This is a genomic window from Frankia nepalensis (assembly GCF_016786325.1).
GTDB lineage: Bacteria > Actinomycetota > Actinomycetes > Frankiales > Frankiaceae > Pseudofrankia > Pseudofrankia nepalensis.
Genome location: NZ_JADWYU010000126.1, coordinates 22877 through 40158, shown reverse-complemented (window position 1 = coordinate 40158; position 17282 = coordinate 22877). Strand labels below are relative to the sequence as shown.

11 protein-coding genes are annotated in these 17282 nt (G+C 72.7%); 4 read left to right on the top strand and 7 right to left on the bottom strand.

Translation table 11 applies throughout. From position 1 onward, the window contains the following. The first annotated feature begins 1130 nt into the window (after positions 1-1130). The 4 genes from I6A81_RS16780 to I6A81_RS16765 all read left to right on the top strand — a co-directional run bounded on the left by I6A81_RS16780 (position 1131) and on the right by I6A81_RS16765 (position 7826). Positions 1131-1418, top strand: coding sequence for a DUF2218 domain-containing protein (locus I6A81_RS16780; RefSeq protein WP_203000834.1), 288 nt, complete (start codon positions 1131-1133; stop codon positions 1416-1418). Between the two features lie 604 nt (positions 1419-2022). Beyond that, a complete protein-coding gene (locus I6A81_RS16775) occupies positions 2023-3132 on the top strand; it encodes a type III polyketide synthase (RefSeq protein WP_203000832.1) in 1110 nt (369 codons plus the stop codon). A 326-nt stretch (positions 3133-3458) separates the two neighbouring features. Further along, positions 3459-5546, top strand: coding sequence for a cytochrome P450 (locus tag I6A81_RS16770; protein WP_203000830.1), 2088 nt, complete (start codon positions 3459-3461; stop codon positions 5544-5546). Positions 5547-6164: 618 nt separating this feature from the next. Then, the gene (locus tag I6A81_RS16765) at positions 6165-7826 is read left to right on the top strand and encodes a GMC oxidoreductase (RefSeq protein ID WP_203000828.1); all 1662 of its coding nucleotides are present in this window, start codon (positions 6165-6167) and stop codon (positions 7824-7826) included. A gap of 123 nt (positions 7827-7949) precedes the next feature. Here the strand turns inward: I6A81_RS16765 and I6A81_RS16760 are convergent, their stop codons facing one another. Genes I6A81_RS16760 through I6A81_RS16730 form a run of 7 tightly spaced genes read right to left on the bottom strand, consistent with a single transcriptional unit; the run spans position 7950 to position 16781 of the window. Continuing rightward, positions 7950-8693: a class II aldolase/adducin family protein gene (locus I6A81_RS16760; protein ID WP_203000826.1), complete on the bottom strand. Its 744-nt coding sequence runs from the start codon at positions 8691-8693 to the stop codon at positions 7950-7952. An 11-nt stretch (positions 8694-8704) separates the two neighbouring features. Next, positions 8705-9967: an amidohydrolase family protein gene (locus tag I6A81_RS16755; RefSeq protein WP_203000824.1), complete on the bottom strand. Its 1263-nt coding sequence runs from the start codon at positions 9965-9967 to the stop codon at positions 8705-8707. A gap of 12 nt (positions 9968-9979) precedes the next feature. Next, a complete protein-coding gene (locus tag I6A81_RS16750; protein ID WP_203000822.1) occupies positions 9980-11176 on the bottom strand; it encodes a thiolase family protein in 1197 nt (398 codons plus the stop codon). A 2-nt stretch (positions 11177-11178) separates the two neighbouring features. Beyond that, positions 11179-12126, bottom strand: coding sequence for a PadR family transcriptional regulator (locus I6A81_RS16745; RefSeq protein WP_238428449.1), 948 nt, complete (start codon positions 12124-12126; stop codon positions 11179-11181). A gap of 26 nt (positions 12127-12152) precedes the next feature. After that, entirely contained in the window at positions 12153-14918 is a 2766-nt protein-coding gene (locus tag I6A81_RS16740) for a CaiB/BaiF CoA-transferase family protein (protein WP_203000820.1), read from the bottom strand. A 9-nt stretch (positions 14919-14927) separates the two neighbouring features. Then, positions 14928-16250, bottom strand: a complete 1323-nt coding sequence (locus I6A81_RS16735; RefSeq protein WP_203000818.1) for an amidohydrolase family protein — start codon at positions 16248-16250, stop codon at positions 14928-14930. Between the two features lie 39 nt (positions 16251-16289). Next, a complete protein-coding gene (locus I6A81_RS16730; RefSeq protein ID WP_407661318.1) occupies positions 16290-16781 on the bottom strand; it encodes a Zn-ribbon domain-containing OB-fold protein in 492 nt (163 codons plus the stop codon). Positions 16782-17282: the final 501 nt, after the last annotated feature.

Genomic DNA, 17282 nt, shown 5'->3' with positions numbered 1-17282 from the left:
CCCAGTCCCCGGCCCGCCGCCCACCACACACCAAACCCCCCCCCCCCCCCCCCCGGGGGGGGGGGGGCCCCCCCGCCCGGGACTCGGCACTGGTGATCGGCCCCTCCCCGCCGCTGCCGTTCGCGTGAGATCCGTCTGGTGAGGATTCGAAAAGGAGCAGGGGTTTCGGAGCACGGCAGGAAATTCGCCTGCTATACGAGCCTGCGTGGCGCCCCGAGCGACCGGGCGTTCTTGTGGGCGAGTACGACCCGTGGGGTGGGTGTGAACGGCTCCGCAGGGCGTCCGTTGCTCTTCCTCGATTCCTCTCCTCTCCCACGTCGCGGCGGACACCTGAGGGATCCCGGACGTCCTGTCAGACGTCAAGGTCACGAAACGGTGCCGGTCCTGGCTCTGGTGTCTGACACGATCCCCCCTGACGTCGGACAGGACGAGAACGCCGCCACACGCGGACACAGGGCGAACGTCGCCGGGCATGGCACTAGAAAGGGCACAGATCTTCTTCGGATGGCTGCCTTTCGTCGTTGACGGTCGTGGGCGTGGCCGCGTGGACAGTGGCCTTGCTCTTCCTGTCCTCGGCGGGAAGCAGACCCTCTTCCTCGTTCGTATTGGTGTCGACCTGATATGGGCGGCCGGCGGGGCTCGTCCACATCCGGCCGCCGCCGTTGACGCGAGTGCCGCCATGGTTCGTCGCATCAAGATCCCCCCGGTCTCCCGTTCAGGCGACGGGCCGTACTGGCAACCCGGCTCCGGCCCGCACCCGTGGCGTCAACCGACCACCGCCGCGAACGCCTCCGCCCGCTCCTCCGATCGACGCCACGGCCCACCGGTCACCGGTCACCGGTCCCAATGCCGGCGTCGCCAGAGAACGACGTCCACCGGTCGCGCGGCTCGTTCGAGTCGAAGGTGTTCCTGCCTGGTGGCGCCGCCGTCGCTGGCGTGGGCACCCGACCGTCCTCACGCTTCCGGCCCGGACGGGGGTGGGCACCGGCCGTTGACCGGGCGCGATCGCGGGAGCGGCGTCAGCCCGTCGGCCGCGCCTGGAGACGCGAGCCAAGGTGTATGCCCCTGGTGACCGCTCGCCGCGCGCGCCGGGGCGACCGGGCCCATCATGGGTCAAGGAGGTCCTTCCGATGAGCGACATGCAGCAGGCCCACGCCCGCGTCAGGACCGACGCGGCGCCGCGCTATCTCAAGCAGCTCGCCTCCGACCTGGGACGGCGCGTCGAGCCAGTCGAGACCACCCAGGGCACGATGCTCACGATCGCCGGCGGTACCTGCCTGCTCACCGCCACTGGCGACTCCCTGCTCCTGCACGCCGCCGCCCCCACCACCGAGGGCCTCGACCGCGTCAAGGACGTCGTCGGCGGTCAACTCGAACTCTTCGGCGCCCGCAACGAGCTCACCGTCAGCTGGACCTGACCGGTCCCGGTGCCAGGTGGTAGGCGCCTGGCGCTCCCCTGGATCAGAGGCGCGCGGACCCCGGGGCGCCGATCGTCGCGCACGGCCGGCGATCTTCGGCCCGGCCTGCCCCGGCCTGCCCCGGCCTGCCCCGGCCTGCCCCGGCCTGCCCCGGCCTGCCCCGGCCTGCCCCGGCCTGCCCCGGCCAGTAGATTGCCAGACCCGTGGGAAATCACGGCAAATAGATAGAAATCCCTGGAAAGTGCACAGATCCGGCGAGCGGGAGAACCGCCGGCCCTCGAGCGTCTCATGATCTCCGGAAATGCGCGCGGATCGGCGGGCGAGCGACGTCATCGACATAACCGACGACACCGCGGGCGCCGAACATCCGGAACCGCCTTTGGCGCGCTCCGCGAAGCGTCGGCCTTTCCCTTATTTCGTCCGTGGTACAGGATTGCCGCACCGCGCGCGGGTGAAGTTCGCGCGCGGGTGAGGGGCGCCGTTTTGGCACTCTCGGCGAGGGCATGCTCGAAGGAACCACCAGGCCGACGCGATCCGCGATATCGCCGCGTGGGCGCCCCGCCCGCCCCTGGGCTGACCTGCGCACGCGGAGGAGGGGTCCGTCATGCCAATCCTTTGCCGCCCGGCCGTCATGGTGCCGGAACATACGATCGGGATGAGGGAAACGCTGGATCTGGCACGCGAGCTGCACGCGGACCATCCTCAGCTCGGCCTGGTGCTCCAGCTCATCGAGAACACGGGGGTGCACAAGCGCCACCTGGTGCGCCCGCTTTCCGAGACTCTGCGCCATCCGGGTTTCGAGGCCCGTAACGCGACCTATGCGGCGGAGGCCCGGCAGCGGGTGCCCGAGGTCGCGCGGGCCGCGCTCGCGGCAGCGGGCGACCTCAGGGCTCAGGACATCGAGGCCATCATCTTCGTCTCCTGCACCGGCTTCCTGATGCCATCGATGACAGCATGGATGATCAACAACATGGGATTCCGGAACGACACGCGACAGATCCCGATCGCCCAGCTCGGCTGCGCGGCCGGTGGCGCCGCGATCAACCGCGCGGCCGACTTCTGCAATGCCTACCCGGGCTCGAACGTCCTCATCGTCGCCTGCGAGTTCTGCTCGCTGCTCTACCAGCCCTCCGACCGGGACGTGGGCTCGCTCCTGTCCAACGGCCTGTTCGGCGACGCGGTGGCCGCCGCGGTCGTCCGCGGGAATGGCGGGCACGGCGTGCGGCTGGAGCGCAACGGCTCCTACCTCGTGCCGGACACGGAGCGCTGGATCTCCTACGCGGTCAAGGCGACGGGCTTCCATTTCCGCCTCGACAAGCGGGTGCCGACAACGATGGCGATGCTCGCGCCGGCGCTGCGCGCTCTCGCGGACAGCCATGGCTGGGACGCCACGGCGCTCGACTTCTACATCATCCATGCCGGCGGCCCGCGCATCCTGGACGACCTGCGCGACATCCTGGGAGTGGACCCGGCGTACTTCCGCTACAGCAGGGCGACGCTCACCGAGCACGGCAACATCGCGAGCGCCGTGGTTTTCGACGCTTTGCGCCGCATGTTCGAGGAGAACACGCTCGAGCACGGCGCGAGCGGCGTGATCGCCGGATTCGGCCCCGGCATCACGGCCGAGAGCTGCGTCGGCACCTGGGCCGCGCCCGCGGGCAGGGCGGTCGTCCCGCCCTCCCGGCTCGCCGCCCGCGGGAGTGGCAGGTCCTGAGCTCAGGGGCGGCCAGATCGGTTCCATCAGCCCGGCCAGGGTGCAGGCGACGACCGCGGTCTGCTCGGCGGACGGCGCCTGCTCCTGGTCCGGCCGGCGGGCGGTCGACCTCCACGGACCGTAGCGCGCTCCACCGCTCCGCATGCGGATCAACCGTTGGTCAAGGGGTTTGACCGGTCTCCTGGCCCAAGGACACAGCACGTCGCGACATTTCGTCGGTGTGCGGCGGAAGGGCCACGGGTGGTAATTCACGAGTAACCTCCGCCTCCTACCGTCCTGGTATGCGGTCGCCGGTCTGGTCGGCGCCGCGACGGGGGGACGTTGGCGTGAGCACCGCCAGTAGCGACGACGCGCCCGCGCCGGCTGGCGACCGGCGCCAGATGATCCGCCTCGTCCGCGAGCTGATGTCGCCGGCGGGACGGGCCGACCCGTACCCGGTCTATGAGCGCCTGCGCGCGCTCGGGCCGGTCGTGCGGATGCCGTGGGGCGCGCTGCTCGCCACCTCGCACGAGGTCTGCCAGCACGTGGTGGGCGACCGGGCGTGGCATGCCGTCGACGCGGCCTGGCGCGACGGGCACCAGCCGGGCTGGCGGGCCTGCCGGGCGAGCGAGGGCGTGGCGGCGACGACCATCGGTACCAACTCGCCGACGCATCCGGCGCTGCGCCGCGCCTTCGCGCCGTTCTTCACCGCGCAGGCGATGGCCCAGTGGCGGGCCCAGGTCGAGCGGCAGGTCGGGCGACATCTCGACGACCTGGCCCGGGCGCTGCGAGCCGGCGGGACGGTGGATTTCCACGCGCTGGTCGGTGCCCGGCTGCCGATGGCCGTGATGCTTGACGTTCTCGGGTTGCCAGCCGAGGACGCGGCGTTGCTGCGCCATCTCAGTCACGAACTGGCCTACGCGCTGGACCTTTCCCCGAATCGGGCTCGTCTCGACGACGCCCACCGGGCCAACCTGCTCTGGGAGGCCTACTGGGCACACCTGACCGGCCCGGCGAACCGCCGCCGGCTGGCCCAGGACGGCCCGCTCGGCCGCTGGCTGGCGGCGGGGCAGGACCCCGCGGTGCTCGCGGCGGCGGGAGACAACATCGGGCTTCTGCTGGTCGCCGGCCACGAGACGACCCGCGACCTGCTGACGGACGGGCTGCGCCTGCTGATCGCGGACCGCGAGCAGGCCCGCTGGCTCGCGGCACATCCCGAACGGGCCGGCGACGCGGTGGAGGAACTGCTGCGCCTGGTGTCACCGGCACAGCTCGTGAGCCGGTACGCCGCCGCCGACACCGCGCTTCCCGGCGGGACGACAGCCCGCGGGGGCCAGCTCCTGCACGCGGTGCTCGCCGCCGCCAACCGGGACCCGGCGGTCTTCACCGACCCGCACGTCCTCGACCTGACCCGCCCGCCGCGGCGCAATCTCGCGTTCGGGACCGGCGCGCACTACTGCCTCGGCGCTCCCCTGGCCCGGCTGGAGGCGGCACTGCTCCTCCCGATGCTCCTCGAGCGCTTCCCCGACCTGGAGCTCGCCGGCGAGGGGGAGTTCGACGACAACCTGGCCTTCCGCGGCACACGGGCGCTGCCCGTGCGACTCGCGCCGCCGAAGCCGTGGACACCCCCGGCCACGGCCACCCCCGGCACCATCGCCGGCCCCGACCCGGCCGAGGGCCAGCATCCGGCCACGGCTGGCCTGGTTCCGGCTCCGCCCGTCCTGGTCGGGCGGGACGGGGCGGTCGTGACCGTGACGCTCAACCGCCCGGACAGGCACAACCGGCTGAGCGCGGCGGTGCTCACGGCGCTCGAGGAGGTCTTCAGCTCGCTCACTGCCGCCCACGACGTTCGCGCCGTGGTACTGACCGGCGCCGGCGAGCACTTCTGCGTCGGCGGCGACCTGGACGAGCTCGGCCGGCTCGCCAGGTGGGCGCCGGAACGGGTGCGCGCCATCGCCGAGCAGACCGACCGGGTGATGGGCCTCATCCAGAACGCCGCCCAGGTCACCGTCGCCGCCCTGCACGGCGACGTCGTCGGCGCGGGCGTCGCCCTGGCGCTGGCCTGCGACCTGCGCCTCGCCGCCGAGACGGCGACGTTCCGCATGCCGGAGACCCTGCTCGGCATCCCGGTCGGCGCCAGCGGCATGCTCAGCCGGGCGGTCGCCGAGGTCGGCGCCTCCCGGGTCCGCCACCTGCTCCTGCTCGGCGACCCCGCTGACGCGTCCACCGCCGCCCAGATCGGCCTCGTGCACACGCTCGTCCCGGCCCACCAGACGGCCGCGAGCGCGCACCGCGTCGCCCGCCGCCTCGCCCGCCGCGACCCCCACGCCACCAGCGTCACGAAGCGAACGCTCGCCCGCTCGCATCCCAGCCACGCCCACGGCACCGCCCCGGACCTTCTTACCGCCGCCCTGACCACCAAGGAGCCGCGGTAACGGACCGCCCGGCCACGTCCGCCACGAATCCTTCTCGTGGTTCGCCTGGTTGTCGGAAATCCCCCCGATCGGGGTAGGCCGTCCATGGGGCGGCGCCGAACATACTCACCTCGGGCCCACCTTCTTCGGCGTCCTCACCGATCCGGTCGACCAGGATCCGCCCGGTTTCACGCAGGTTCCGCGAGGCCCTGTCCACGCTCGCGTCATCCGCGGCACAACTGGCCGCGGCGTTGCCGCGCGGGCGCCACGAAGTCAAATGTTGCCCGCGCAACCGTCGCACCCCGAGGGCTCGAGAACCCTCCCCTTGACCGGTTGATCAGACGGTGTTATCCATGTAATCGACATCCCGCCCAAAAGGTCGCCAAAGCTCCTCCCCAAGTGTGGCGTGGCGACCAGGCCCAGCGGAACCGGCTTTCGTCAGTTGTCTTCCAAAACCCGTCAGCATGGTTTGGAAGAACTTTGGCATCCCATCAGCGCTGCCGCTCCCGCCAATCGGCCTGATTTCAGGAGAAATCCAGGCCGGGTGCCGCCAGCACCCTCCTTCGCCGCGCCCGGCGGCGCCATTCGCCGTGCCTGGGCCAGGCCCACGCATTCCGATCCCGCGATCTGGAGCCAACCATGCCTGAAAACGCTTCCACCGAGTTATCGGCGCCCACCACCACGCCTTCGGCCGCGGGGGTCACCCGCCGGAGGTTCGCGGGCACCGCGGGCGCCGGCGCCGCGCTGGGCGCGGCCACGCTTGGCGGGCTGGTGACCGGTGCCGGAGCAGCCCGGGCCGCCACGACCGAGCAGCGCGAACGGGTCGTGGTCGTCGGAACCGGCTTCGGCGGAGGCGTGACCGCGCTGCGGCTCGCCAAGGCCGGCGTGTCGGCCCTCGTCCTGGAACGTGGCCTGCGGTGGCCGACCGGGCCGAACTCCAACACCTTCGCGACACTCGCGAACCTCGACAACCGGTCGGCCTGGCTGTCCGACCGGCCGCCGCTGCCCAGCTTCGCGAGCCTCGTCCCGGGGGGCGACCAGACCTGGCCGCTGTACACCGGGGTGCTCGAGGTCATCAAGGGCTCGGGAATGACCGTCAACTGCGGGGCCTGCGTCGGCGGCGGCTCGATCATGTACCACGGCATGACCCTGCAGCCGACGAAGACGAACTTCGCCAAGTCCATGCCGATGGCCGCCGGCCTGTACGACGAGCTGAACCAGTGGTGCTATCCCACGGTCGCCTCGATGCTGGGGATCTCCACGGTTCCCGACGACGTGCTCAACACGTCCCCGTACACCTCTTCCCGGATCTTCCTGAAGGTCGCGCCCAGGTCGGGGCTGCGGACGTTCCGGGTGCCGCTGCCGGTCGACTGGAACTTCGTGCGCGGGGAGCTCTCCGGTCAGTACAACGCGGCCTACACCAACAGCGACATCGCCTTCGGCGTCAACAACGGCGGCAAGCACTCGATCGACGTCACCTATCTCGCCGCCGCCGAGGCGACGGGAAAAGTGCGGGTCGAGACCCTTCACGTCGTGCGGGACGTCGCCCTGGACGCGAACAAGAAGTGGGTGCTGTCCGTCGACCGCATCGACACCGGCGGCGTCGTGCGGGAACAGAAAAGAATCATCGCGGACGCGGTTTTCCTCAACGCCGGCTCGCCCGGCACGACCCGGCTGCTGGTCAAGGCGCGCGCCAAGAACCTGATTCCGAACCTTCCCGACGCGATCGGCACCCAGTGGGGAAACAACGGCGACCGGATCTACGAATGGGTCGGCATGTGGGACAACCCCGGCACCCAGCAGGGAGGTCCGGCCTGCGTCGGCGCCACCGACCCGAACAGCCCGATACCGCTCACCATCATCCATGCCGGCGCGCCGCCGCTGCTGGCCGGTATCAACCGGCTGATGACCGTGGTCGGCTTCGGGATCGTCCCAGCCGCCGGCACCTGGACCTACGACGCGGCGAAGGACGACGCCAAGCTGACCTGGCCGACGACGGCGGACGCGGCGCTCCAGACCCTGATCGCCGCCCGCATGGCGGGGATCGCGCTGACGGGCGGCGGCCTGATGATCGATACGAACCTCACCGAGCCGTCGACCTGGCACGCGCTGGGCGGGGTCCCCATGGGAGCGGCGGTCGACCTCTACGGCCGCGTCCTCGGCCACCGCGGCCTGTACGTCCTCGACGGCGCCCGCATCCCGGGCTCCACCGGCGCCTGCAACCCCTCCATGACCATCGCGGCCCTGGCCGAGCACAGCATGGCCAGGATCGTCAGCCAGGACATCGGAAAGATCTTCTAGCGTCGCCCTGCATGCAGGATCGCCGATAGTGCCCCAACGGGGTTGTGATGAGGCCCTGTTCACGACCCCCGGAGGGCAGAAACGGCGATCATGTCCGACAGGGAGCCCGGACGCGCGTGGCGGTCAGCGGGTGTCGAGGAGGGTGGGGTCGGCGCGCAGCTCGGCGCGGACGGCGGTCTCCCAGAAGCCGATGAAGCCGTCGCCGTCGGAGTTCCTCATGTGGTTCAGGAAGCCGGCGGGCAGCACCTGGCTCGGGGTGGCGCCCGCCGCGCGGACGTGCCAGGCGCGCTGGCAGCGCTGTTCGAGCGCCACGGCCCGCTGGAACACCGAGCGGGCCGAGGTGCCGAGCACGAAGACGCCGTGGCCGGCGAGCAGCGCGAGATGGCCGCCGCCCATCGCGTCGACGGCGCCGCGGGCGGTCGCGGCGTCGTTGACCGGGCCCTCGTACTCGTTGACCAGCACGAGGTCGCCACCGCCGCCGAGTGCCGAGCTCTGGTCGTAGATCGGCGGGATCTCCCCCATGTCGGCCCAGACGGTGCCGTAGAGCGGATGGTTGTGGACGGCCCAGGTGACGTCGGCGCGCGCGGCGTGCAGCGCGAGGTGCAGCGGGATGCCGAGCGGGACCGGCCAGTCGCCCTCGAGCAGGTTGCCGGCGAGGTCGATCCGGATGATCTGCTCGGGGCGCAGCTCGTCCCAGCGGACCAGCCATGGGTTGCACAGCAGGGTGCCGTCGGGCTGTAACGCCGTGATGTGCCCGGCAAGGTGGTCGTTGTAGCCCTCCCGCCACAGGGCACGGGCGAGCAGGGCGATCTCCTCGCGGGTCGACAGCTCCGGCATCAGCTTCTCGGCGGTGGGGACGAACGTCATGGGAATGCCTTTCAGGCCGGGTCGGCGGGCAGGACGGACGGCGGGAGCGGGTGGCGGAACAGGCCTGCGGCGTTCTCGCAGCACATCGCCCGGATCTCGGCGGCCGGGATGTGCCCCCAGGCGTCGGCCAGGACCCGCTGGGTGTCGGGCCAGGTGCCGTCGCCGTGCGGGTAGTCGGTCTCGACCATGATGTTCTCGACGCCGATGCGGTGGCGGGTGTCGATGGTCGACGGGTCGTCGAGCGTGCAGAACCAGAAGTTGCGGCGCAGCACCTCGGCGGGGCGCAGGTCCCAGCCGACGCCGTAGCCGGACCGGTCGACGATGTTGTCCAGCCGGTCGAGCAGCATCGCGACCCAGCCGATCCCGCCCTCGCTCATCGCGATCTTCAGAGCCGGGAAGCGGACCGGGTAGGCCGACCACAGCCACTCGGCGCACGCGGTGAGCGACGCCTGGCCGAACAGGGTCGAGCCGAGCTGCAGGCCCGGCGCGCCGGGCGGCGCCTCGGACAGGCCGGCGCTGCCGACGTGCAGCGTGACGACGGTGTCCGTCTCGACGCAGGCCGCGATGATCGGGTCCCAGTGGTCGCGGTCCCACAGCGACGGCAGGCCGATGCGGTGCGGGCGCTCCGGGAAGGTGACCGCGGTGAACCCGCGCGCGGCGTTGCGCCGGATCTCGGCGACGGCGAGATCCGGGTCGGACAGATGGGTGATGCCCATCGGGACGACCCGCTCGGGATAGGCCTGGAACCACTCCTCGTACAACCAGTCGTTCCAGGCCCGCACGCAGGCCAGACCCAGCTCCTGGTCACGGGCGTTGAAGAAGACCCGGCCGCAGAACCCGGTGATCTGCGACGGGAAGTTCACCGACGCCCACACCCCGCTGGTGTCCATGTCCCGCACCCGGGCATGGATGTCGTAACAGCCGGGCCGCATGTGCTCGAACCGGAACGGCTCGACCTTCACCGTCTCCGGCCGCCGGCCGGCGACGGCGTTCATGCCGACCTGGGTGAACGTCGCGTCCTCGAACCGCCAGACCTGGTGCCCACGCTCGGTCTCGACGATCCGCGGCGCCGCGTCGGCGAACCGCGCCGGGACGCGGCCGGCGAACAGATGCGGTGGCTCCACCACGTGGTCGTCCACCGAGATGATCGTGTAGCGGACCTCGCGGGGCTCCGGCTCGGGTAAGAAGAGGCTCGGGTCGAGCGCGGCGTCGCTGACGGTGGGAGTGGTGCCCACGGCTGCCTCCGGGCGTGAAGGGGAACTACTGCCGGTCATGGGGGCCGGTCGTCAGGGCCGGTCGCGGCCGAGAAGGACGAGGTGCAGGAACAGCGCGCCGGCGCCGCCCGCCGTGCACAGGGCGACGCGGGCGTCTCGAACCTGAAGGGCCCGGCCGGCCTCGCCGCGCAGCTGCTGGGCGCCACGGATGACGCGCTGCAGCATCTGGACCGACGAGCCGGCATGGCTGAACGACATCGTGCCGCCGTCGGTGGTGACCGGATGACTGCCGGTGATGGCGATGTGGCCGTCCTCGACGAACGGGCCGCCCTCCCCCGGGCCGCAGAAGCCGAACGCCTCCAGCTGACGGATGATCTCGAACGAGAACGGGTCGTAGAGCTCCAGCACGTCGACCTCGTCGCGGCGCAGGCCGGCGGTCGCGAGCGCCCGCTCGAACGCGCGGCGCCCGACCTGGCCGTTCACCGGGACCTCGGCGCCGGACGCGCCGGACGCGCCCGCGCGGCGGGCATGGCCGGTGTGGTCCCAGGCCGGCGGGTAGCGGTAGCTGGGGCCGAAGTGGTCGGCGCCGCCGGCGAGCACGCGCACCGGCGGGCGGGCCAGGTCGGCGGCGCGCTCGGCGGTCGTCAGCAGCAGCGCGCAGCCGCCCTCGGAGGTCGTCGAGCAGTCGAGCAGGTGGAACGGGTCGGCCACCATCCGGGAGGCGAGCACGTCGGCGGCCGTGTAGGGGCCGCGGCCCGCGTAGACCGCGGCCGGGTTGGCGTGGCCGTTGTTGCGGATGGTCGCCGCGACCGTCGCGAGCTGCTCCGGCGTGGTGCCGTACTCGGTCATGTGCCGGCGGGCGACGAGCGCGAACTCGGCGGCGGTGAACAGGCCCCAGGGGATGACGAACTCGTTCTCCGGGCGGGTCCAGGGCGCGGTCGAGGCACGCTCGGTGTAGGTACCCGCGTCGGCGGAGACGACGAGGACCGTGTCCGCCAGACCGGCGCCGATCGCCGCGGCCGCCTCCAGCACCGCCCCGATGCCGGGCTGGGCGCCCTGCCAGGCGGGGCCGAGGCCGAGGTCGTAGACGAGTCCGCCGGCCATGCCGGGAGTGGACAGGCCGTCGACGTCGGCGAGGGTCAGCCCCGCGTCGGCGAGCACGCCGGCGACCGCGTCGAGCAGCAGGGTCGTGGGCGTCTGATCGGGCAGCCGCCTGGCCTGAACGGTGTTGTAGACGCCGGCGATCGCGGCCGGCCTCGGACGTACCACCCTCAGCTCCTCTCCCCCACCGGGCCGGCGTCGCCGTCGCGGCCGCTCTCGTGGCCGTGCTCGCCGTCACGGCGGCGCTCGCCGTGATGTCCATGCCCGTCACGGTCGCCGTGCCCGTCACGGTCACCGTGCCCGTCGCGGTCGTAGTCGTGCAGCGGCGGCGGCCCGGCGAACGGGGGCCTCGGGGTGGTGGGCACGGCGGCGATCTCGTCACGCAGCTGCGCGACGTTCGCGAGCTCCGCGTACATCCGGCGCAGCACGTAGTCGCCGACGGCGCGGGAGTACCGCAGCTCGGGCCGCTCGTCCAGCCGCACCTCGCGGGCCCGGCGCCGGCCCCAGCGCAGCTCGTCGATGGCCGCGCGGGTCTGGTCCAGGTAGCGGTCGAGGATCTCCACGACCCGTTCCGGCTCCATCTCGGCGCCGAGCCACACCCGCAGCAGCACCGGGTGTTTGACGACGACCGGCTCGTCGTCGGCCACCTCGTGCAGCCAGTCGCGCAGCACCGCGCGGCCGGCCGGGGTGATCTCGTGAACGAACGTCCGCCGCACCCGGCGGGCGGGCGCCGGCCCTGACGTGACCAGGCCCAGCTCCTCCAGCCGGGTGAGCTCCTTGCGGATGTGGCTGATCGCGGGCGCCCAGTAGAAGAACCGCAGGCTGAAGTCCGCGCGGGTCTTCAGCTCGACCGCCGACAGCGGGACGTCCGCCACGGCCAGCAGCCCGAGCACCGCGTACCCGGTCGGCGGCAGCCCGTCACCGTCCCGCCGGCCGGCTGTCCGGGCGCCCGCCCCGGCGCCCGTCGAACCCGCGCCCGTAACCGCCGTGTCGGACGTGTTCGTGTCGGACGTGTTCGTGTCGGACGTGTTCGTGTCGGGCGTGTTCGTGTCGGGCGTGTCTCGCGTGGTCGTCTCCCGCGTCGTCGTGGTTGGCGTCGTCGTGGCTCGCGTCGTCATGGTTCGTAGGGTCCCGGCTCGCGTCGTCATACGCCGGCCGGCCGGTCGGCGATCACGCCACGCTCCCGCAGGCCGGCGATCTCGGCGCCGGTGAGCCCGAGCAGGCCGCCGTAGACCTCGTCGTCGTGCTGGCCGAAGACCGGTGACGGGCGGCGCAGCAGCGGGCCGGGGTGGCTCGCGAGCCGGAACGCCACCCCGGGCATCGGGTGCTCGCCGACCACCGGGTGCGAAAGCCGCTCGAAGAAGCCGCGGGCGGCCAGCTGCGGGTTGGCGAGCAGGTCGGCGGCCGGGGTGACGGGAGCGGCCGGGATGCCGGCGGCGGCGAGCGCGGCGAGCGCGCGGGGGCGGTCGAGCGCGGCCGCCCAGGCGCCGATCGCCTCGTCGAGACGGTCGTGGCAGGCGGTGGCCCGCCGGCCGGCGAACGTCGCGAGCGCGGGGTCGGCCGCCAGGTCCGCGCGGTCGAGCAGCCGGCACAGCGCCGCCCACTGGGCGTCGTCGGTGACGGCGAGCGCGATCCACGCGTCCGAGGCCGTGCCGGTGGCGGCCGGGCCCGAGCCCAGGGCTGGGTCCGCGGAGGCCGGGAACGGGCCGGAGTCTCCGCCGGCCAAGAACGGGCCGGAGTCTCCGCCGGCCAAGAACGGGCCGGAGTCTCCGCCGGCCAAGAACGGGCCTGGGGCGCACCGATACACGCCCTGGGGCGCGGCCAGCGGCCCGCGGTTGCCGTCGCGGCGCAGCGACGCGCCGTTCGCCGTGTACTCGACGGTCAGCTCGGCGGCCACGTTCAGCACGGACTCGACCATCGTCGCCTCGACGAGGGCGCCGGCGCCCTCGTCGCGGTCCCGGGCCGCGAGCGCGACCAGCGTGGCGAACGCGGCGTGCAGGCCGGCGATCGGGTCGCAGGCGCCGCGCGGGATCACCGGCAGGCCGGCGGCGGTGCCGGTGAGCCAGGCCATGCCGCTGGCCTGTTCCATCGTCTGGGCGAATCCGGTGCGGTCCCGCCACGGGCCGTCGAGGCCGAAGGCCGGCATCCGGGTCAGCACGGCCGCCGGGTTCGCGGCGCGCACGGTCTCCCAGTCCAGGCCGAGGTTGGTCAGGACGCGGGGTGAGAAGTTCTCCATGACGACGTCGCAGGCCCCGACCAGCCGGCGGGCCAGCTCGAGTCCCTCGGCCCGCGACAGCTCCAGGCTGACCGCGCGTTTGCCGGCGTTGGTAGCGAGGAACATCGTCCCCCATTCCCACCACCGGTCCTCGCTCGGCGGCTTGCCGCCGGAGAACCGCATGCCATCGGGCCGGGAGACGCCCTCGACCTTGACGACGTCCGCGCCGAGAGCGGCGAGCAGCATGGTCGCCGACGGCCCGGCCCAGAACGCGGTCAGGTCCAGGATCCGCAGGTCGGCCAGGGGCAGCTCGCGCGTCCCCTGCGCGGGCGGCACCGGGGCGGCTCCCGCGCGGATGGGCCAGTCGACGGTGTCCGTGTGCTCGCCGAGGGCGGGGGCGGGCGCGGCCGGGCGGCCGCGGAAGTCGCCGACCCGGTAGGGGACGCGCGGCTGGAGGAAGCCCCCGCCGGGGTTCGGGACGAAGACGCCGCGGGCGGTGAACTGGTCGATCGCCGTCACCGTCTCCGGGGTGCCGACAGGGGTGACCGGGACACGCAGCGCGGCGGCGAGCTCGACGATCTCTTCGGTGGTGTGCCGGGTGGTCCAGGCGCGCACAGCCGCTTGGAACTCGCCGCGGCGCGCGTGCCGGCCGGCAAGTGACGCCAGCTCCCGGTCTTCGAGCAGATCGGGACGTTCGATGAGGACCAGGAAGTCCTGGAACTGCTGGGCCGTGATCGTGCAGAAGCCGACCAGGCCGTCCTTGGTCGGCTCGATCGACGGCGTCTCGGGGATGCGGGCGGGCCCGGCGGGGCCGGTCGGCCTGCCCATGACGGTCGGGCCGACGACGGACAGACCGCCCATCATGATCGTCATGCATTCGAGCATCGCCACGTCGACGAGGTCGCCGGTCCCGTCGCGACGGGCGCCGCGCAGCGCGGCGAGCCCGGCGACGGCGGCGTAGGCACCCGACGCCCACTCGCCGATCCGCCCGCCGGCCTGCAGCGGGGCGGCGTCCGGCTCGCCTCGGCCGGCGGTCGAGCCGCACGCCGCCTGCAGGAGGAACTCGGTCACCGCTCCCCCGCCCAGCGCCTCCGCGCCGGGCGGGGACCCCTGCTGCCGGCCGTCGTCGGCCCAGGGGCCGGTGAGGCCGAACGGACTGATCGACAGCACCACCGCGCGCGGGTTGTCCGCGTGCAGCCGGCGGACAGCGGCGGGGTCCGCACCGGCGGCACCTCCGGCACCACCGGCTCCGGTGCCGGCGAGGGCGCCGCCGACGATGACGAGGTCGGCGGCGGCGGCGAGCGCGCGGGCATCCGGACCGTCGACGGTGTCGACGACGGAGCGCTTGGACGTGTTGAGGTAACGGAACAGCGCGCCGTCGTCGGCGCCGCCGCTGGTGGCGGTGGGGCGGGCGCCGGACGCGGACCACGCGCGCATCGGGTCGCCGCCGGGCGGCTCGACCTTCACCACGTCGGCGCCGGCGTCGGCGAACAGCTTGCCGCAGTATGGCCCCGCGATCTGGGTCGCCAGCTCCAGGACGCGGACACCGGCGAGCGGACCGGCCGGCGCCGCGGGCGCGGGCGGCTCACCGGCCCACGACGCGGTCCCGTGTGTCGACGCGGTCCTGCGTTTCGACACGGTCTCGTGCTCCGCCGCCGCCGCGTGGTCCAGCGCCGTCTCGTGCTCGGGCGTCATCGACCGGCCCTATGCCCGGGGCGCGGCCGGCGCGGCCGGCGCCGCGGGGAAGGAGGGCGCCGCGCGGTTGGTGATCCGCTTCCAGGTCGCGAGGTCGCGTTCGTCGGCCGCGCGCCCGACGTGGGTGACGACGTCGACGTCGGTCGCCTCCGCGCGCAGCGCGCCGGCCGTGCAGCGTTCGCGCTGGCGGGTGGCGAACGGGTCGAACTGGAAGTGCCGCAGCGCGTTCTCGTACGTGATCTTGTTGATGACGTCGTCGGTCAGGTGGCCGAGGTTCGCGATGATGTCCTCGGGGGCGTTCGGCCAGCTGGAGTCCGAATGCGGGAAGTCGGACTCCCAGCAGACGTTGCCGACGTCGAACCAGTCGAGCAGCCGCGGGCCGACGGTGTCGCTGATGAAGCAGGTCAGGATGTGCTTGCGGAAGACGTCCGCCGGGCCGGACATCCCGGCGGGGAACGTGGGCCGGGTCCAGCCGGAGTGGCGGCGGCCGACGTGCTCCGCGCGCCACAGGAAGTAAGGGATCCAGCCGATGTCGCCCTCGGTGAGCGCCATCCGCAGATCCGGGAAGTCCGCCCAGAACTCGGCCCACACGAGCTCGGCGAACGAGAAGATCGACGCGATCGACGAGCCGGTCATGTTGACGCTGGCCGGGGCGTCCGAGGAGTACATCGGCGAGCGCGACGACGAGCCGAGGTGCAGGCACAGCACGGTGCCGGTGTCGCAGGCGGCGCGGAACAGCGGGGCCCAGTAGCCGCTGTGGATGCTCGGCATCTTCAGCGCCTCGGGGTTCTCCGAGAACGTGACCGCGTGGCAGCCCTTGTCGGCGAGGCGGTGGATCTCGCGGGCCGCCTCCTCGACGTCGAAGAGCGGCAGGATGCCGCAGGGAATGAACCGGTCGGGGTAGGCGCCGCACCACTCGTCGACGTGCCAGTCGTTGTACGCCTTGATCATGACGAGGTTGACGTCCCGGTCCGGGCCCTGGTTGAGGACCTGGCCGGAGAAGCCGGTCCAGTTCGGGAAGTTCAGCCCGGCCAGCTGGCCGCCGGCGCTCATGTCGCGGACCCGTTCGTGCACGTCGTAGCAGCCGGGGCGCATCTCGTCGTAGCGGCTCGCGTCGACGTTGAACATCTCCGGCGGCTTGCCGGCGACCGCGTTCAGGCCCAGGTTCCGCCCGCGTAAGGCGCCGTAGTACCACTGCTGCACGCCACCAGGCTCATCGACCACCCGCGGGGCGAACTCGGCGTACTTCGCCGGGACGTGCGCGTCGAACATGCTGGCCGGCTCGGCGATGTGGTCGTCGACGCTGACCAGGATCAGCTCGTCGGGCTTCATGACTGCCTCCGTTGGGTGAGATCGCGGAATCAGGCGGAATCAGGCGGGGGCGTCCGGTCCGAAGTACGGCAGCGCCACCGCCACCGTCGACGGCCCCGCCGGGTCGACGAGGTGGAAGGCGGCCCTCAGCCGCATCCCGGGCCGGATGTCGGCGGCGTCGAGGCCGATCAGGCAGGTCATCATCTGGTAGCCCTCGTCGAGGGTGACGATCGCCGGCGCGTAGGGGACTCGGAACGCGGGACTCACCGGCCGGCGGACGACGGTCCAGCTGTAGAGCGCGCCGAGGCCCGTCGAGAGCTCCCAGCGCACGGCGCGCGACAGGCAGGCTCGGCAGGCCTCCGCCGGCGGGAAGCCGGGAGCGCGGCAGTCCGCGCAGCGCTGGAACAGCAGCTCGCCGCGGGCACAGCCCGCCCAGAACGGCTCGGTGAGCGGCGTGCGCGGCGCGAACGGGAGACCGCCGGCCTGCGGCCGCAGCAGGTCGCCCGCGGCGCCGCCGACTTCGCCACCAGTGGCCTCCTGGTTCGGACTAATAGTCCGAACGCGCGAGGACGTATCGGCTAAACCTGGATCACCCACAGTGACACAAACCGCCCTTTCTCTGCCGAACGGACCGCTCGCCAGCCCCAGTGCCCGGTCGGACACGCCCCGGCACGGCCGAGCGAGGGCCAAGCCCTCGACAGCATCGCGGCCTCCGGTTCCGGAGATTAGCTCAATAGTCCCACTGTGCCCACCCCTGATTCTCGAGATCCGCCACCGGGCGCCGCGGTCAGGCTGGTGTCCGGCCGACGGGGCCCTGAGGTTCGCCAACGGCGACCCGCCGGGTCGGCGGTTTCGCGGAGGTCCGGGGGAGGACGTCAGGCGCCGCCACCCGCGGCGGCCCGGCCATGCCAGCCGACCGGTGGCGACACCTTGCCGGCATGGCGGGACGGATGGTAGACGTAGCGCCTGAGCAGCAATTCTCCAGGATGAACGATCATTCAAATGATGCGCGTGCTCAGCGGCGCGGCGAGCGGCAAGCGGCGAGGAGTCATA